Annotated in this window: 11 protein-coding genes and 1 pseudogene; 2 read left to right on the plus strand and 10 right to left on the minus strand. The window is 40.0% G+C overall.

Annotated elements, in window-relative coordinates:
- Window positions 1-549 precede the first annotated feature (549 nt).
- Window positions 550-900: a TRADD-N-associated membrane domain-containing protein gene (locus DESMER_RS14520; protein WP_042333806.1), complete on the plus strand. Its 351-nt coding sequence runs from the start codon at window positions 550-552 to the stop codon at window positions 898-900.
- 389 nt (window positions 901-1,289) lie between these two features.
- Window positions 1,290-2,480: pseudogene (locus DESMER_RS14525) on the plus strand (IS256 family transposase).
- 877 nt (window positions 2,481-3,357) lie between these two features.
- Here the strand turns inward: DESMER_RS14525 and DESMER_RS14530 are convergent.
- From DESMER_RS14530 to DESMER_RS14575, 10 genes are all read right to left on the minus strand, one after another.
- On the minus strand, window positions 3,358-4,245 hold the full coding sequence (locus DESMER_RS14530) for a PIN domain-containing protein (protein WP_014903813.1): 888 nt from the start codon (window positions 4,243-4,245) through the stop codon (window positions 3,358-3,360).
- Window positions 4,246-4,741: 496 nt separating this feature from the next.
- Window positions 4,742-6,730, minus strand: coding sequence for a DUF262 domain-containing protein (locus DESMER_RS14535; protein ID WP_014903814.1), 1,989 nt, complete (start codon window positions 6,728-6,730; stop codon window positions 4,742-4,744).
- Between the two features lie 804 nt (window positions 6,731-7,534).
- Window positions 7,535-8,941 carry a 23S rRNA (uracil(1939)-C(5))-methyltransferase RlmD gene (rlmD, locus tag DESMER_RS14540; RefSeq protein WP_014903816.1) on the minus strand — a complete coding sequence of 469 codons (1,407 nt, stop codon included), beginning with the start codon at window positions 8,939-8,941 and terminating at the stop codon, window positions 7,535-7,537.
- A gap of 276 nt (window positions 8,942-9,217) precedes the next feature.
- Window positions 9,218-9,925 carry a CPBP family intramembrane glutamic endopeptidase gene (locus DESMER_RS14545; RefSeq protein ID WP_014903818.1) on the minus strand — a complete coding sequence of 236 codons (708 nt, stop codon included), beginning with the start codon at window positions 9,923-9,925 and terminating at the stop codon, window positions 9,218-9,220.
- Window positions 9,926-10,427: 502 nt separating this feature from the next.
- On the minus strand, window positions 10,428-11,756 hold the full coding sequence (locus DESMER_RS14550) for an acetyl-CoA hydrolase/transferase family protein (RefSeq protein WP_014903819.1): 1,329 nt from the start codon (window positions 11,754-11,756) through the stop codon (window positions 10,428-10,430).
- Between the two features lie 384 nt (window positions 11,757-12,140).
- Entirely contained in the window at window positions 12,141-13,319 is a 1,179-nt protein-coding gene (locus DESMER_RS14555) for an acetyl-CoA C-acetyltransferase (RefSeq protein WP_014903820.1), read from the minus strand.
- A gap of 151 nt (window positions 13,320-13,470) precedes the next feature.
- Entirely contained in the window at window positions 13,471-14,610 is a 1,140-nt protein-coding gene (locus tag DESMER_RS14560) for an acyl-CoA dehydrogenase (RefSeq protein WP_042334584.1), read from the minus strand.
- 211 nt (window positions 14,611-14,821) lie between these two features.
- Window positions 14,822-15,604: a short-chain-enoyl-CoA hydratase gene (locus DESMER_RS14565; protein WP_014903822.1), complete on the minus strand. Its 783-nt coding sequence runs from the start codon at window positions 15,602-15,604 to the stop codon at window positions 14,822-14,824.
- A gap of 26 nt (window positions 15,605-15,630) precedes the next feature.
- Window positions 15,631-16,476, minus strand: coding sequence for a 3-hydroxybutyryl-CoA dehydrogenase (locus DESMER_RS14570; protein WP_014903823.1), 846 nt, complete (start codon window positions 16,474-16,476; stop codon window positions 15,631-15,633).
- 330 nt (window positions 16,477-16,806) lie between these two features.
- On the minus strand, window positions 16,807-18,540 hold the full coding sequence (locus DESMER_RS14575; RefSeq protein ID WP_014903824.1) for a sigma-54 interaction domain-containing protein: 1,734 nt from the start codon (window positions 18,538-18,540) through the stop codon (window positions 16,807-16,809).
- Between the last annotated feature and the right edge of the window lie 7 nt (window positions 18,541-18,547).

An 18,547-nucleotide genomic window follows, 5' to 3' on the forward strand; every position in this document is an offset into this window, starting at 1 on the left:
AAATCAAAGAATGATGGTTACTGCTACATATTTTATATGGATAAATATCTTTCTCCTGTTTCTCCCTCACAGCAGTGATTAAATCCGAATCATCATAGTCCAGAGCGTTTAATAGATCTTCCAAAGGCGGCGCCCAACTTTTCATAAAGTTTTCTAAGTAAATGTCATAAATTCTTCTAGTTCGATGACAGTAAACCTGCGTAAACATATAGGTACCTTGGCTTCTAAGCTATTAATTCCACCATATGTCCTATGCTGGTGCTATTGTTTTATTGGACTCTTAAATTCCATGTAACTATAGATTTAGAATATGTGACATTTATTTCATCTTATATAATCTAATACATTATTAACAATTTTTTGAATGATTAAGGGAATAATTAGAGTTTACGGCGAATAAGTCACGAATCTAATTGAATCGGGGTGTAAACTTGAGTAGTGACTTTTTAAATTCTCTTAATACAATACTTCAGCCGATCCTTATAGTAACCTCAGTAGCTGCTTTAATGGCAACAATCGGTGGTGCATTTAGCAGGTGTTTTAAAGAAGGTGAGATTTGGAAGTTTTGAGATAGAAACATCCTCAAGGGATACGTCTATAGGAAAAGAAACCGAAGAATTAGCTAAAATCTCTAGTGATGATAAAAACTCTAGCAACGAAGTACCTTATGAGTCAAAACAATTAGCTAATTACTATACACAGATTTTAAATCAATCAAAGATAAGTTTCTGGTTCAGTTTGATCTTTGCTTCTCTAGGTTTCACCGTAATCTTAGCTTCCGTTATGCTTTATAATAGCGAGAAAGTGGGTACAACTGTAGCATCTTTTGTGCTGGTACAATTATTGATGCAGTATCAGCTCTGTTTTTCGTCCAGTCTAAGAGTGCCCAAAAAGCTATAAGAGAATTTTTTGATAAACTACGCAGAGACCGACAACACCTAGAGGCACGAAAAATTTGCGAGACACAAGCAGCTAAGAACTGTCCATCTGTAAGTTCGGTATCGGATGCATTATAAATATTTGTACTAGTACAACGTATCAGTTGATTTTCTCCCACTACATACTCTTTGAACTACAATTCCCCCGATAATCTTCTTAATCTAGTGAACTTCGTTAGTTTCTGAAATTATAAATTCGCCAGTAATAAATGCTTTACCTTTATTTTGCTCGATAAGGTATTATAAATTTCGCAAATAGAAAATTATGTTCCCAAAAAAGAAGGACATAGAAGCAACCGCTTGGAAAGATAAAGTTACCACACCAAATCTACCAAGAAAGGGGCTGCGACTATGTCTGAGAAAATTATACACCTAAATGAAGGCGTCATAAAGCAGGAGTTAAAGGAACTAGTCCGTCATAGTGTTGAGGAAACTCTTAATAACCTTCTGGATCAGGAAGCTAATGAGCTGACGAATGCCGGTCGATATGAACGTACTGAGGATCGTAAAGGGTACCGATCGGGTCATTACGAGCGAAATCTAACCACTACCTCTGGGGAGGTTAAGTTGAAAATGCCTAAGCTTAAAGGAGTTGCCTTTGAAACAGCCATTATCGAACGATACCGCCGACGAGAAAGCTCCGTTGAAGAAGCTTTGATTGAGATGTATTTAGCCGGTGTTTCAGTTCGTCGAGTTGAGGACATCACTGAAGCCCTGTGGGGAACTAAAGTATCCGCCGGGACAGTCAGCCAGCTTAATAAAAAAGTCTATGGGCACATAGACACGTGGCGTAAACGGCCTCTGCAGGGTAAGTATCCCTATGTCTATGTTGATGGTATCTACCTCAAACGCAACTGGGGCGGAGAGTATGAGAATGTGGCTATCTTAATTGCTATGGCAGTCAATGAAGACGGTTATCGAGAAGTCATTGGTGCCTCCGAAGGAATGAAAGAAGACAAGGCCAGTTGGCATTAGTTCCTTAAAAGCTTAAAAGAGCGTGGCCTTTCCGGAGTCCAATTGGTGATTGGAGACAAATGCCTGGGACTCCTGGAGGCAGTGAATGAAACCTTTCCTGAAGCAAAATTCCAGCGATGTAATGTCCATTTTTATCGAAATGTGTTTTCAGTAACACCTCGATCGAAGACGAAGGAAGTCGCAGCTATGTTGAAGGCAATTCATGCTCAGGAGGATAAAGCTGCGGCCAAAGAAAAGGCAGCAGCAGTTGTAGTCAAACTCAAAGACATGAAGCTGAAAGAAGCGGTAAAGAAGGTCGAAGACAGTATCATAGAAACACTAACCTACATGGATTTTCCACAAGTACACTGGACAAAGCTGCGGAGTAACAATGTCATCGAACGATTAAATCGGGAAATTCGTCGGAGAACTCGAGTCGTTGGTACATTTCCTGACGGAAACTCGGCATTGATGCTTGTGTGCGCTAGATTGCGACATGTAGCCAGTAAAGCTTGGGGAACAAAAATGTATATGAGCATGAAACATCTCGAAGAAATGAACAAGGAAAAAAATCACATAGCCGGTTAATTGACGATTGAATCTCCGGGGTCGACTTGACATGGGACCCTGCTCGGATGCTTCAATGGGTCGAGGGCTGAGGCTCATATGATGCATTTCTTTTGGGTAAGCCCCATCCCTTGATTAAGGGTAGCATCCTCGCCCCCATGTCAAGTCAGCTATTGGGTCACGGGAGATAGACCTTGCTATCATACCAAGCGGAAACTAATTTGCGAAAAACTCTTGACGGTACCTTTTGCTCCTTGGGTCCTATAAGACTGTGTCAAGTAACTAGGACACCTAGACCTCAAAAAACGCCAAAAATCAGGCTTCACGGCCGACCTAGGCATTTTCATTGTTGTGTTATTTTGTATTTTTAAGAATCACACTGATCTCCCGATTACTCATTATTGCTTCAATTATCTATTCTACTTAAGCCTTCAAGAAACTGTTTTATCGTTTGCTGTACGTCCTGGGTGGACATCCAAATTATATTCGATACAGAAACCACTTGCATTCAGGGACTCTGTATTTCAACTCAAAGTTTTTCATAAAATCATTGATCACATGTATTGCAATTTTCTATGGTAATGAAAATTGTCCGCAAGAATAATCCTAATTTTTACTCATCCCACCACAGCACATCCTTTAACTGCCACAGGTTCATCTTTACTAAGCAACTTTACGCCCTATCACTATTTGGAGTAAGCGCGTCTGGATAACATTATGGTACCTTGATTAACGGCGTCAATTTTACTTAACGCATCTTAGAAGACCTTTGCACATGGATACATAGCAATAGATGGTCAATAAACGTCTTAGCTAACGCAACAACACCTCGGAGCACTGGAAGTTCAGGGCCTAATGCGCAGCACTGTGTTGGTTCCGAGGGTTATGCTAATAATGCTTAGTCCATAGGGTCCGAAATACGACCACAAGACATACATCTTACACCGTTCCATGGTCCGAAGTTACCACAAAATGGACAAATCCATGAGGAATCATAATTACTAATAGGCATTATTCCGCTCTTAATCCCATCTGTTACTACTGCCCTATCTCCATAGTCTTTAACAACTTTCCACTTATAATCTAATAATGCCTCTTGTATTTGATCTTCTTCCAACTCTACCATCTCATCTAACGGTGTTTGACCAATAATTTTTAATGCTTCAGTTATTTTATCTGTCAGATGAATACATTTTCCACCTTTTACATTCTTGTACTCTTCATTCAGGTAATCGAAGCTATTTCTATAAGTTGAATCTCTCGAAACTATTACGATGTCTTCATTTATATGGGCTAAGAGGGCCTCCCAAATAAGTTCATCACATATAGTAGTTTTATTAGTACCAGGTGGATTACCAAGCAAATGCCGCCTATCCGCTTTCTGGATGATATTGTCATCATATTCGACTTTCTGAACTGCTTGAGCATCATAAATGGTCTTAACGGATTGAGCAACAGGGTCTTTTGTCGAATCAGCAACCATCCCTTCTAAGCTCTGTATAATTTTATCTACTTCTTGATAAAATTTTCTCCTAGCAATCTCAAATTCCTCAAAACTCTCCATACATCTAATAATAGATGTTGAGTAATTGATTTTAAACTTCTTAATGTTGGATATTACGTTATTTATTTCAGTAATCCGATTTCTTCTAAACTCATCATAAACTTGGGTAGGGAAAATTAGATATCCATAATATTCTATTAAGTCTTCAAACAACTTTAATTTATCATTATTTGAACGGTAAAAATCCAGATAAATATTTGTATCAATAAAAATTTTAGCCATATTTCCCTCCATCCAATTAGCAATCATCTATTTTTCCTATACTAAAAATCTTTTTCTACAAGTCAAACGAACTTAGGAGACAGATTCTTATTAAACCTTGTGTATATTTCTTTGACATAATTCTACCCCCATTTTATCAGTTCTAACACTTTCATTATACCCTGTCTTTGACAGTTAAAATTTACCCAAAACTCTAGAAACCGCTGATATCAGGCTGCTTCCGCTCTATCAAAACCACGCACTCCACGTGCCTTGAAGATGCAAAAAAGATGCCGCTTAACGCTGGTATCCCCTTTACGGCAAAAATTTTTGTTTGCCAAAATGCATCTAATTAGTTATGTTACGTGTCCAATAATGTGTGTTCAATATATTACGCGCGTCAGTTGGGCAATGCGATGATAATTAAATTGATGCAATAAGCACCATAATGTTTTTAATTCTATCATAGGATGGTGTTGGGTAAAGATTATAAATACTCTTATGTTTCAACTTTGAATTAGTACCAATTACTTAATCCTAATAATTCCACCTTATCACGATCATTGTTCAATATATTTAAATCCCAATTTTCTATCATAAATTTCAGTAGATTCATTCCTCTATCAGTGATTTCTAGAATAGTCCATTGATCATATTTTAATAGTTCATTTTCAGAATAATTACCATGAATAAACCCTTTAGCTTTCTTTTCTGGAAATGGAAGATTAGCTAACTTGCTGTTCTTAACCTCGTTAATTATGACTAAATTTCCCAAACTATTCTTAAGCAAGTAAATTTGCTCATGCGATTTATTTAAAAGCTGAGAAGTCCAGTAATCATTTCTGCCTCTTTGCGGGAAAATATGCTCAATATTATTTCTATAAAACCAACCATCACTCAATAATCCTTCATAATCTAACTTTGAGATTCCAGCTTGTGATTTATGACTAAGATATCTTTCATATTGTACAAAGAAGTATTTAATTGGAAATTTAGTTTGATAGAATCCAGACTCAAAAAAATACTTAATTGTTCGTTTTACATTTTCGTTAGTTTGAAAAGAATTTATACATTCAGTTAGTCTTTTTTCTAAATTACATACTTTTTGATTAATTACTTCCTTGAAGTAATCACTGTAGCATATAAAGAATTCATCTGAATCCTCCTTTTTTCTGCCATAATAATTTTCTTTCTCTTTATCTAATACAATAAACATCTTCAGAAATTCGTATGTATTTATTAATTTTAATATCTTTCTCAACTGAATATCTTCACATTCATTGTTCAAAAGCGCCAGTAATAATAATGATAATTCGTTTATTTTCTCATTTTTAAAATTATTACTTGAATGTTGTGAACTTGTTCTTTTACCATCATTTATTGAAATTAGGATACGTCTAGTTCGTTCATGGCCCCTATATTCAGATTCATTATTCAAAACATACCAATTATAAACGCTCTTTTTTATACTTCTAATAAACTTAAGTATATCTGAAATTTCAATGTTCCCATTTGTAATGTTATCTGTTGTATAGTAATTATTTAGTAGGTATTTTGAATAATAGATTCCTTTTTTTCGATAATCATACTCATAAGTAAGTTCATTATTATCAGGAAAAAAAAGGTTCGTATGATAGGCTAGAAAAATATCATCATTTAACGGTTTATTCTTATTTTTACCCAAGTAATGATAAACATCTTTCCACCCATTATTAATCTGTTTTCTTAGTTCATCCGCTTGTCCATCATCATCAAGAAACATTGATGAAAGATAAATTAATCGGTTTTTCAGCAATTCTAATACCGATAACGGTTTCCCTCTATTGTTCATTGTTTCAAACGTAACAAATATATCTAAATCATCACCTATAAAGTACATATTAAACAACATACGTTGAGATACTATTCTAAAGATATCTTGAATCTCATCAAAGCTCATTTGATTTAAATTTTTATAAAAATAATCGTATGCAAATTCTAAATTCTGAGTATACTTCGTATTCTCAATATGTATGTCTAATACATCAGGAACACCTAGAATTTTTGACATGAAATAGTAGTAACTAGGATTTCCTTTTTCGTAGCTAAAGATGCAACTTTGTAATTTACTCTTTTCATTTTTCTTGTATACATATGTTTCTGTGATTTCCTTGAGTGTTGAGTAATTCAAATCGCTTGATTCATATTTGTTGAAAGTTATATCAATTATTGCTTTTATTAGAATTATAGAAGTTGTAATTCTTTGCTGGCCATCTACAATATAAAATGCGGTATATCCTCTACCATCAATAAGCCATTTGTCCTCAGACCAGTTCTTTACGACTTCATTGCTGATCTTTTCAAGAGTTAAAACGCCAGTATAATGATTTTTTCCATCCCGTAAATTAGTGATATCCCTCCAGAAATCTTCTATTTCACTTTTCTCCCATGCATATCCTCTCTGATAATCAGGTATTCTAAATAACCTGTTGCTAAATAGTGACACTAAGTTTGTTAGTTCAAACATGTTTATCTCCTTCGTATTTTATGGTTCGTAGTAGTTGTCCCAAAAAATATGCGTATTCCTTTTTCAACAACATCATTGCCTCCACATGGCTTGCCTGCATTAAACAAATGCCACCTGATCAGGCGTAGCCCTAGCGGATAGTTATTATTCTCTTATAAATAAACTATCTATCGGGACACACATATCCTTTTCTAATCTACGGAATTCGTTTGTAGCTACATTTAACATCAAGATCTGCAACTTCATGCATTAATTTCGGTTATCTATTTATAAATCAGCTAATTCTTGTGTATATAAATTCATTACTATTATGTACTATCCGTATTGAATACTCCATCATTGACATTTCCATATCTGAACGCATATACATGGTGCTCATAAAATCCCATATAACGTGTTTAAATTTTATGGTTATACCATTCAACATTCTCCTAAATATTCCTTCAAATTTCGCGCAAAATTTTCTTCAGAGGCAAATAAGCCAATTTAAATTTAGAAGATAGGTTATAATCTTTAAGGGATAAAGCTACTCATAGTTTCATTTTTCATTTTGATTTCCTCCTTTCTTTCACTCATCCCGCAATAAAAAGAGGCTATTCTCTTCAAAAAGAAAAATATAACCTCATAAGCCCATAACTAACTCTAAAAATAAAGAGCATAAAGATCTTTTTATATCTAGATACTCTTATTTTCCCATTTATGTTCTTTTGCCAATAGCTTCAAATTGTGCCCATTGCTCATTCGTTTTCTCAACGTATTTCCAAGGAATCTGATGCTAGCACAATATACGGTATTCAAACCGTCTTATTTGCCCTTTTGACCACAATACGTCATCATTATTATACTCTCAACGTGTGCCGTCCACGGAAACATATCCACCGGCTGAACCTCAACCACCCGATATCCTCCACTCTGCAGTATCCCCAGATCTCGGGCCAAGGTCCCAGGATCACAAGAGACATAGATGATCTGATCCGGCTTCAATTCCAGCAATCGCTCCAGCACTCTCTTATGGGCTCCGGCCCGGGGCGGGTCGAGGACTACGATATCCGGCTGGTCGGTAATTTGACGAAAGGTATCTTCCACTTTGCCGGGGATAAACTCTACATTATCAATTTGGTTGCGCTTAGCATTCTCCTTGGCGTCTGCCACGGCGTAGGGATTTTCTTCGATTCCCCAGACCTTTTGGGCTTTGGCCGCCAGGGCTAGGGTGATAGTCCCGATTCCACAGTAAAGATCCCAAACTACTTTCTCTTTGGAAAGCTCCGCCCAATCCAGCACTGTGTTATAAAGTCTGCGGGTCTGAGTCGGGTTGACTTGCAGGAAGGCCAGAGGGGAGATCTTGAATTCCGCTCCCAGCACATTCTCTGTGAAATCCCCTTCGCCGACAATTCGTTCCGGCTCTCCTGAATGGGTGATCCCCCAAACCGAGCTGATTCCTGAGCCGGTTCCCTCAATTGATCCTGACCCTATATCTTCTTTGCCCAGCCCGGCCAATGCTCTCAAACTCTGAGCATCCCTCAAGGAGGTATCCTGCAAAGAAGCATCCGGCAGGGAGTCCAGAATCATCATTCCTTCTCCCTGGGAATTTTCCCGGAAGGTAATCGAGGTCAACTGGGGAAAGGATTTCTTACCCTCTTCGCTCAGAAATCCTTCTGCTTCCCGAACCCAGTGATTCATCCCTTCGCTGATCAGCAGACAGTCGTCAAAAGGAACCGTCGCTTTACTTTTTTCCTGATAATAGCCTAGGCTACCTTCTTCCCCGCAGTGTAGCCTGGCTTTGTTACGGTAACGCCAGGGATGGTCCATCCCGATGGTAGGATGGATCGTTACAGAATCCAACTGTATTTTGCCGATTCTGGACAGAGCGTCTGCCACCCACCGCTTCTTCCAGACCAAGGTCTGTTCATAGTTCAGGTGCTGCAGCTGGCAGCCGCCGCAAACAGAGTATACGCTACAAGGCGGATTGACCCGATCCTCGGAGGCTTTGAGGATTCTAAGCAGTTTTCCTCGTTGCCAGTTTTTCTTCTCTTCCATAATCTGAACCTGGCCAATTTCCCCTGGCAGCAAGCCGGGCACAAAGGTTGCTTTGCCCTCATGATAGCCCACAGCCATTCCCTCTGAAGAAAGGCGGAGGCCTTCCAAATCAATTATCTTATTAATAACGCCGACAGCGCTAGTTTTCCCATTAACCGGATACTTTGATTTCACGCTTCTTTCCTCCCAAACGTAGTCCCATTTATTCTAAACCAAGGTCTCTGCCCTGTCCAACAGTTACTTTGCCCTCATGATAGCCTGCAGCCATTCGTTCGAAGAAAGGCGGAGGCCTTCCAAATCCTTTTGCAAAGCCATAGGGCATGAATTACCACCTTCGGTTGGATTCATGCCCTATGCTTATGATTTAGAAGGCTCTTTATATTGCTTCGTGAAGAAGACAGTATCCGAGATAGAAGATCGAGATCCCCCGGTTTCGCGTTCTGCACAATACTAATATCGCTGAATCCAAAGGGCAAGGGCCATAAGGACATTCCATGTCCCATGAGCAACGATTGCCGGCCAAATGCTTGAAGAACGTTCGTATAACCAAGTCAAGACGACACCACCGATAAATAAGGGGATAAAACGAATTATTTCTAAATGCAGTGCCGCAAAGAACAGCCCTGTCAAAAGTATCCCTTTACCTCTTCCAAAGGTTTGGCGCAGTGGTGGGTAGATTAACCCTCGAAAAAACATCTCTTCTTTAATCGGAGCAACAACTCCCCCCAAAAAGGTGAGCAGCATAAATTCCCAAGTATAGTTTGCACCATTTACTGCAATAGCAAAGCTCTGGGGAGCCGGAGTTCCAAATATTTTTGTCAATAGATTACCTAATAAACCGACTCCGATAAATAAGGCGATTCCCGTAATGAAGCCTAAAACAATAAACCTTCGCGAGGATTTAACAAATCCTAGGTCTGATAAGGGGCGGCGGATTAATTTAAGGAATACTATAATCACGCCGAAATAAAGCAGTGAATCTCCTAAGCCTACCTTTATAAAATTAAGAATTCCACGTACTGAATCTAAATCCTGAGGACTTTCTAACCATCCCAATGGAAATTCAATGATCGTTATTATAGCTACTAAAAGCAAGCCTTGCCAAATATTCCACTTTGGTTTTCGAAGGGGGATTTGAAGCTTAGTTTTTTTTGACATATCATTCATCCTTAAGTACCAAAATTATCTCTATACCATTTTCAATTCTAACTGTTTGAACATGTCTTGTCCACTTGCTACAGAAACATCGGCTTTCTTAGGCAATATATCTTATTTAATGGCATTAAATGGACAATTTTCGTGGAAATAATGTCAATCAGGCTGAATCAAGTTTAGATTTTCATAACTACAACAAAGAAACAAACTATTATAAGCATTGAACAATGGTATTGTCTTTCAAGGCGAGGGTTTGTATTAGTAATAATACAAAAAGAAGGGCCCTTGCGGAATCCCTTCTAATAAATGATATAGGTAAATGATAGATCAAAACGAAAAAGTTATAAATCGCCTTAAGAAATTTTAAATTGGTATTAAGAGTTAAGATTTATAAGTCAGGAGTCATTAAACGACTATAAGTTAAGATTTACTCAAACTACTCTAAGTTAACAGTTATTAAACTACTCTAAGTTAATTTAAAAATCCTTAATCTTAATCCTAACCCTTACCCCCGCTTGCGCCAAATCCGCAGTTTTTGAGCCTCAGCGATTAAGCTCTCTCTGAAATCGGGATGAGCAATGGATATTAAGGCTTCGGCACGCTGCCATGATGACAGTCCTTTGAGATTAACCTTCCCATATTCTGTAACAACGTAATGAACAGTGGTTCTGGTGTCTGTGATTAATGAACCTAGGGTCATTACGGATTTAATACGGGATTGAACTTGCCCGCTTTTATCCGTATAGGTGGAAGGTAAGCAAATAAAGCTCTTACCGCCTTTAGAATTATAGGCTGCTTCCACAAAGTCCAGTTGTCCCCCGGAACCTGTAATCATGTTTGAACCGGCAGACTCTGAACAAACCTGACCTGCTAAATCAATTTCCAAAGCACTGTTGATAGATATTAGCTGATCGTTTTGGGAGGCAATGAAGGGATGATTGGTATAATCTACAGGATAAGCTGCTAAAGATGGATTATCTCGCATAAAGTCATAGAGTTTCTGGGTACCTGCAGCAAAGGCAAAGACAATCCTGCCTCGATCCCGCTGTTTGCACATTCCTGTGACTTTTCCTGCCGCTACCATATCGACAAAACCGTCCACCAGCATCTCCGTATGAATACCGAGATCCTTAAGATCTGAAGCTGCTATCATTTGCCCTAAAGCATTGGGCATTCCGCCAATTCCCAACTGAATACATGCCCCATTTTTAATCTCCGGCAGGACATAAGACGCTATTTTCTGATCCAATTCTGAAGCTGCTGCTGAAGGCAGCTGCGGCAGCCCTCTATGTCCTCCCTCGACAATATAGTCGACCTTAGAGATATGAACAGTATGATCATATCCGCCATGAACCCTGGGCATATCTTCATTGACTTCAACAATAACATTGCGAGCTTTTTCAATGGCCGCAGCATAGTGGGATACTGTAACCCCAAAGCTAAAATATCCATAGTCATCCATAGGTGCAACCTGAATTACGACAACATCTGTTTGCAAGTTCTCACGAATGTAGCGTGGAACCTCAGAATATTTAATCGGAATGTAATAAGCTAATCCTGCCTGCCCTAATTTTCGCTCTCGTCCTCCAAAATGCCAGCTATTCCAGATGAAATGTTCACCACTAGGATCACAGTCAATCATTGCCAAAGGGCCCATGATTACTCCGCCACGCAAATTAACTTCGTGGAGTTCCTCTTTACGGCGAGCTAAAGCTTCACCCAATACACTGGCCATGCTTGCCGCAAACCCATACTCTACCCAATCACCACTACGAACTACTTTAACGGCTTCATCAGCTGAAACGCACTTTTTGCGATACTCTTCCTTATACATTGTACATCCCCCTTTTGCTTGCACTTAGTTTTCTTTTAGTTCTTAAATAACTTCAAATAAGGCAACAAATAAGGTACAAATATTTCTGGACGTATAAATGCAGCTATTACAATCAAGTGATTCTTAACTTCAGATGGAGTTCGCCTAAGAGGAATACTTACTCCATCTAAGGCTTAGAAGAACCTATCCGGGGACGTAGCAGCCGTTATCTCATCCTCACCGCTGAAGTTGTTCTGCGTAGTTTGCGGTTCGGCGAAAACAACCTGCGCCGTTATGCTTCTCTTGAGTGCGGCGGCTTGGGCGAAACCTTCACCCGGGTTTCGTCACTGGATGCTTTCGTACTTGTAGAAGATGGGATTCCGGCTGGTAGTCATCGGATAAAGACTAACGTTCTACAATTAAGGCGATTCCCTGACCTCCACCGATACACAAGGTAGCTAAACCGCGATGAGCATTACTCCTCTTCATTTCATGAAGCAGGGTTACCAAAATTCTCGTTCCGGAGGCACCAATAGGATGCCCCAGGGCAATTGCTCCACCATTTACGTTTGTTTTTTCTCGATCTAATTGGAGTTCTTTAGCAACTCCTAAGGTCTGAGAAGCAAAGGCTTCATTAGCTTCAACCAGGTCGATATCTTCAATCTTCAAGCCTGCTTTTTCTAACGCTTTGCGACTTGCCGGGATCGGACCTGTTCCCATTATCAAGGGATCTACCCCTGCAGAAGCCCATGATTTAATGGTTGCTAAAGGAGTTAAACCAAGTTCTTCGGCTTTCTCCTTAGCCATTACAACGACAGCACCTGCACCATCGTTAATTCCGGAAGCATTAGCGGCTGTTACGCTTCCGTCCTTTTTAAATGCCGGGCGAAGTTTATTAATCCCCTCTAAAGTCACACCAAAACGCGGGAACTCATCTTGGGAAACAACGATGGGATCTCCTTTACGTTGGGGGATAGAAACCGGAACAATTTCATCTTTGAATTTTCCGGCCTTAATAGCAGCTTCCGCACGGTTTTGGCTGATCACTGCATATTGATCTTGTTCCTCCCGGGAAATATCAAATTGAGTGGCAACATTTTCTGCTGTGATTCCCATATGAATGTTATGGAAAGCATCAGTTAGTCCGTCAAGGATCATTGTATCGACAATAGTCTCATTACCCATTCTATATCCCGTACGAGCCTTAGGCAGCGCATAAGGGGCAAGTGACATGCTCTCCATTCCGCCTGCAACAATAATATCTGCGTCTCCAACCATGATAGCTTGAGCCGCACTAACCACGGATTTTAGTCCTGAGCCGCATAATTTGTTCAGAGTCCAGGAAGGAATCTCCTGAGGAACTCCTGCTTTAATAGCAGCTTGACGTGCCGGGTTTTGTCCTTGACCTCCTTGGAGTACATTACCTAATATAACTTCATCGACCTGGTCAGGAGTGATTCCTGCTCTCGAAATTGCTTCTTTGATAGCAATAGCCCCTAACTCAGCTGCAGGGATTTGTCCTAAAGCGCCGCTGAAGGAACCTACAGGTGTACGTACAGCACTTACGATAACTACGTCTCTCATATCAAACATCTCCTATACGATAAAATATCTGAATGGCCATTCAAAAACTCTCTATGATTATTATTAGCGAAGACCAAAAGGCGCTTCGCTAATAATAATGTTGATTGTTCTCTTTGGTCTACTCACTCCTAAAGTTAAGAAACTTAATTTCTTATTTAAGAATGTTAGCCGCAATAACCATGCGTTGAACTTCACTGGTTCCTTCATAAATTTCTGTGATTTTGGCATCCCGCATCATGCGTTCTGCAGGGTATTCACGTGTATATCCATATCCTCCGTGGAGTTGAACGCCCATTGTGGTAACTGCCATTGCAGTTTCGGAAGCAAATAGCTTGGCCATAGCAGCAGCTTTGCTAACGGGTTTATGTTGGGATGCCAAGTAAGCTGCTTGATAGACGAGGAGACGAGCAGCTTCAATTTGAGTGGCCATGTCAGCCAGTTTGAATTGTGTATTTTGGAACTCAGAAATGGCTTTGCCAAACTGTACTCTTTCTTTGGTATATTTCATAGCTTGCTCATAGGCACCTTGGGCAATTCCCAAAGCTTGGGAAGCGATTCCGATTCGACCATAATCAAGGGTTTGCATAGCAACTTTAAAGCCTTGACCTTCTTGTCCAAGCAGATTTTCTGCTGGGACACGAACATCTTCAAAAACTAATTCATAAGTTGCTGATGAACGAATCCCCATCTTCTTCTCTTTTTTACCGAAGGAGAAACCAGGCATTCCCTTTTCAATAATAAAGGCTGCAATCCCACGATTACCTTTGCTCTTATCCATTTGAGCTGTAACGACGTAGGTGTCTGCATAATAGGCATTGGTTATAAAGATCTTGCTGCCATTAAGGATATAAAAATCTCCATCACGAACAGCGGTGGTGCGAGTGCCTGAGGCATCGGAACCAGCCATAGGCTCAGTTAAACCAAATGCTCCCAGCTTCTCACCGGTAGCTAAGGGTGTCAAATATTTTTTCTTTTGCGCTTCGTTACCAAACATATTGATAGGATTTGCACAAAGACTTGCATGAGCAGATATAGTTACTCCAACTGAAGCATCGACACGAGAAAGCTCTTCTACAGTGATTGCATAAGAGATGTAGTCGGCACCAACACCGCCATACTCTTCAGGAAAAGTAACCCCTGCGAGACCAAGCTCGCCGGCTTTTTTCCATAAGTCTACTGAAAATTCTTCTTTCTCATCCCGTTCTTCCGCTCCCGGGCCACATTCTTTTTCTGCAAAGTCACGAACCATTTTACGCATCATGAGATGGTCTTCAGTTAAATCAAAAATCATTATAAAATCAATCCTTTCATTTTTGACTAGTTTTCTGCTCACCTTCAAGACTTGCCCTTCGGCAATCCACACATAGAACTAAAATCCTTTAATCGATTGTTTACACTCGATTAAGGCTTAAAGATCTCATTATTTTCACAAGGCAATTGCATAATTGGTAATAGCTTAGGTCGAACATCGGCCAATGGAGTTCATTTTAGTGCTTAAGATTCTATTTTCCTTCAAAGGCTGGCTTACGCTTTTCTAGAAAGGCGCTGCATCCCTCGATTTGATCCTGGGTGCTGAAGGTCAATCCGAAGATTTCCGCTTCATAAGCTTGAGCACTATCTATATCCATATTCACACCACGTTGGATCGCACTCTTAGTCAGCTGTACTGCAACGGGTGCCCGAGAGGAGATTTTTTTAGCCAGCTTCATAGCCTCTTCCATCAGGGTATCTAAGGGATAAATCTTATTAACTAACCCAATGCGATAGGCTTCGTTAACATCTATGATGTCCCCGGTAAATAGTAACTCACTGGCTAACCCTGCACCAACCAGACGAGGTAAGCGTTGAGTCCCTCCAAATCCTGCAGTAAGTCCCAGGGTTACTTCCGGTTGACCGAATTTGGCATTTTCAGCAGCAATCCGAATATCGCAAGCCATAGCTAACTCGCATCCGCCACCTAAAGCAAAGCCATTAATAGCCGCAATAACAGGTTGTGGCATCAGTTCAATTTTACGAAAAACCGAATGCCCCAGTTGAGCAAAGCGCCGTGCTTGCATACAATTAAAATCTTTCATCTGAGAAATATCAGCCCCAGCGATAAAAGCCTTTTCCCCACTGCCAGTTAAAATCACTGCTTTGACACTGGAATCTCTCCCCAACTCATCGAGGGCGGTGGACAGTTCTGTTACTGTGTCACTATTTAAGGCATTTAATGCTTTAGGGCGATTGATGGTCAGCACTGCAACGGCACCGTTCTTTTCCAGTAACAGATTAGCGTACTCCATACTTTTGCCCTCCTTACTTGTTGGATTTAAGCTTCGTACTTATAAAAACCACGACCGGATTTCCGTCCCAGCCAGCCTGCTTTTACGTATTTGCGTAGTAATGGGCATGGGCGATATTTATCGCCTAATCCTTCATGAAGGACCTCCATAATTGACAGAACTGTATCCAGACCAATTAAATCACCTAAAGCTAATGGTCCCATGGGATGATTCATTCCTAGTTTCATGACATTATCAATCGCTTCAACTGAAGCAATTCCTTCGTTAAGGGTAAAGACAGCCTCATTAATCATCGGAATTAAGACTCTATTAGCAACAAAGCCGGGAGCATCATTAACTTCAACCGGAGTTTTTCCCATCTTAATACTAAGATCTTCAATCGTTTTGTACACTTCATCACTGGTAGCCAGGCCACGAATAACTTCCACAAGTTTCATAACAGGCACGGGATTCATAAAATGCATCCCGATGACTCGATCCGGGCGTTTAGTAAAAGCGGCGATCTCAGTGATAGGCAGTGAGGAAGTATTCGTCGAAAGAATTGTATGTTCCGGGCATATCTCATCAAGCTGAGCAAAGATCTTGGCTTTAATCTCCATATTCTCCACGGCAGCTTCAATGACCAAGTCAGCGGATACAGCATCTTGCAGAGATACGGATTTAGTAATAAGACCTAAAATCTGATCTTTTTCCTCAGCTTTTAGTTTCCCTTTATCAACACTTCTGCTCAGATTTTTGTCAATAATACCGAAACCCCTATTCACAAATTCTTCTTTGATGTCATTCAGAATTACTGAATATCCTGCTTGGGCAGCTACTTGGGCGATTCCACCACCCATCTGTCCAGCTCCAATTACCATAATCGTCTTCACAACTAAATCCTCCTTTGTTTCTGTTATTACAAGACTTTTTAATAGGTGATTTGGAATCTTGCGGAATAATCATGCAATTGCTATGCCAAGGAATATTCCGTATCTTCCGATAATTCTTTCTCTGGCTAATATCAGTCATTCCCAAGGTTTTTGTCCAGTTGATTCAAAATCTCAACTTCCACAAGATGTACACATTAGTTTACACATAAAAGCCAGTAAACACGGCAATCTCCATTAATACTAAATATTAGGTTGTGTCTACGATTGGATACGCTTACCAAATTGTAGACATCTTATTGATGAAAAAATTCACATTTATTTAGGTTAAATCTACTTGTGTAATTGATGCTTAATTAGCTTCTTGTACAAGCCGGCTCTTGACAAGCCTAATGATTTTGCTGCTTGAACTTTATTTCCATTAGCAGTTTCAAGCGCAAAAATCAGTGCATCCCTTTCCACCTCCTTAAGAATATTGTCAAGGGACCCTTCCATATAAGGTCTTTTATCATGACTTGCTAAAATTTGCAAATAGTTCGGCAGGTGCTTGAGCTGGATTTCAGTGCCATCAACCATGTTGAAGGCTCTCTCAATAATGTTCTCAAGCTCCCGGATATTACCTGGCCAACGATGTTTTTTTAGAACGTCAACAGCTTCAGCTGTAATTCCTGTCACTGATTGAGCAAATTGCAAGTTAAACTTTTTGATAAATGTCTTAATTAGATCTTCAATATCATCTATACGTTCCCGTAATGGTGGAATGGTCAAGGTTACCACATTCAAACGATAATATAAGTCCTCACGAAATTGCTTATCGCGAATCATTCCTTCGAGATCGCGATTCGTAGCGGCAACCAGCCGAACATCTACTTTGCGAGACTTGTTGCTCCCTAACCGTTCTACTTCACGCTCCTGAATTACTCGAAGCAGCTTAGCTTGCATGCTCATTTCCATGTCTCCGATTTCATCCAGGAACAAGGTTCCTCCATCTGCCAGTTCAAATTTCCCTATCTTCCCCCCTTTCCTGGCACCCGTAAATGCACCTTCATCATAGCCGAACATTTCAGATTCCAGTAGATTTTCAGGTACTGCGGCACAGTTCACTTTGATAAATGGACCATCGTTGCGGGAGCTTTGCGCATGAAGTAACAGTGCGAATAATTCCTTGCCGGTTCCGCTTTCTCCTCTCAGCAGCACTGTAGAACCGGATTTTGCCACCCGAAGAGAGGTCTGGATCAAAGAACTCATGATTGGACTTTTGCCCTTTAAAAGCTCAAGGGCCGAGGAGTTTTTCTGAGACACAGTCTTTTTGTAGTAGTCAAGTTCCGAACGCAGAGAATCTACCTTTTTTGTCAAAGCATATAGCTCATTGACATCTTTAAAAACCACTTTACCTAAAGCGCCGACAATTTTACCGTCCTGAACTATCGGAACTCTGCTGGCAATGATTTCATGTCCATTTAAATCATGTATATATCCATGTACCGGTTGGGCGGTGACTAGGACATCTGTAAATTTTGGATTATCATAAATCTCGGTAATGGGTTTTCCAATCATATCCTCAGGTGCTTGGTCAAAAAAACTGGAAAATGCCTGGTTTGTCATGGTAACAATTCCTTGCTTGTTCACCACAATCAGCCCGTCATAGGCAGTGTTTAACACGACCTCCAAGGTACGTTGAAGTTGTTTAGTTTTTTCGTGTTCGATCACTAAATTATCTAAGAAATTTTGTAAAATTGTAATGTCCTGAAACACAGCTACAGCACCGACCAATTCTCCCTGAACAAAAATTGGAGTCCGATTGCTGAGAAGGATGGTGTCATTTAGTTTTAATTGTTGGCCTAACTCGGCAACTCCATTTTCAAAAACCCGCAAGAGGCCTGTTTCCGGAAAGTGAGTGGTTATTGATTCGCCGATAATATTGCTTTCGGGAACTTTCAGGATATCGAAGACAGCTCGATTGGCGTAAAAAATAGTACCTTGAGGGTCAACAGCAATAATAGCATTCTTTGTATTATCCAATATCTCTTCAAGGGTGATCGAAAAGATTTGTCCCTCCTCCAACATAGGTTAG

Origin of the sequence: Desulfosporosinus meridiei DSM 13257, assembly GCF_000231385.2 — a bacterium.
Classification (GTDB): domain Bacteria; phylum Bacillota; class Desulfitobacteriia; order Desulfitobacteriales; family Desulfitobacteriaceae; genus Desulfosporosinus; species Desulfosporosinus meridiei.